The organism is Mesorhizobium sp. M7A.F.Ca.US.002.01.1.1 (assembly GCF_004022955.1).
GTDB classification, from domain to species: Bacteria; Pseudomonadota; Alphaproteobacteria; order Rhizobiales; family Rhizobiaceae; genus Mesorhizobium; species Mesorhizobium ciceri.
Genome location: NZ_RZQE01000997.1, coordinates 1 through 738, shown reverse-complemented (window position 1 = coordinate 738; position 738 = coordinate 1). Strand labels below are relative to the sequence as shown.

Sequence of the window (738 nt, the reverse complement as noted above, 5' to 3'; positions counted from 1 at the left end):
GTCGGCGGCACCTCGACAAGCGTGGGAAACATTGGACGGCTCAACTTCAGACGCATGAACTGACCCGCAAAACTGCGATTCAATTTAGCACGCGCTAAGATGGTTCCGGAACATTCTAGACGAATTGAATGTTTGATGGCCATGGCGAAGCTATCTGACCTTGGACCACCCATTCCCGGCAAGGAGCACGGCGGCGAGCCTGCCGACGAGGACGACAATTTCTACACCTGCCCGATCTGCGGTCAGCAGGTCGACATGCGCGACCTACGCCAAGTCATTTGGCACGAACGGCCAAAACACCGGCCTCTGCTCGTTTCGGTGGAGTAGACTTTTTACGTTTTGGCCGGAACGGAGACTGCAAGAGCGGTCAACCTGACATCCAAGATGCCACTAGCAGGGCGCATAAGGATGAGACCAGAGCAGCGGCTGCAAGAAGGACTCCTGCGCTCTGCCAATCTGGCGCCGGCTCGTATAACAGCTTGGCGGGCGGCTCATTATCATTCATGGGAAGCATCAAATTAGGTTCCGCTAATTCCTGACGCTGGCACCGGGACGGCGGCCAACCCGGTGGGGAACGCGTTGCAATGATCTCACCAGGCTGCATGCGCTCTCCGTGATGAGTGCCCGCCAAGCCAAGCGAGCCGTGGCGGGCAATCAACCAACCGACGATGAGGGGACTATTGATCGTCGACGTCACTGCAAACGTGCACAAAACGCCAATGTTTCACGGGTCAGACC

1 protein-coding gene is annotated in these 738 nt (G+C 57.2%); it reads left to right on the top strand.

The window, feature by feature from the left end; genetic code table 11:
- Positions 1-141: 141 nt before the first annotated feature.
- Positions 142-327: a hypothetical protein gene (locus EN932_RS37340; RefSeq protein WP_027162012.1), complete on the top strand. Its 186-nt coding sequence runs from the start codon at positions 142-144 to the stop codon at positions 325-327.
- The last annotated feature ends 411 nt before the right edge of the window (positions 328-738 follow it).

Bases quoted from the DNA above. Each gene is read 5' to 3' on its own strand.
- EN932_RS37340 (WP_027162012.1), top strand. From the start codon at position 142: ATGGCGAAGCTATCTGACCTTGGACCACCCATTCCCGGCAAGGAGCAC.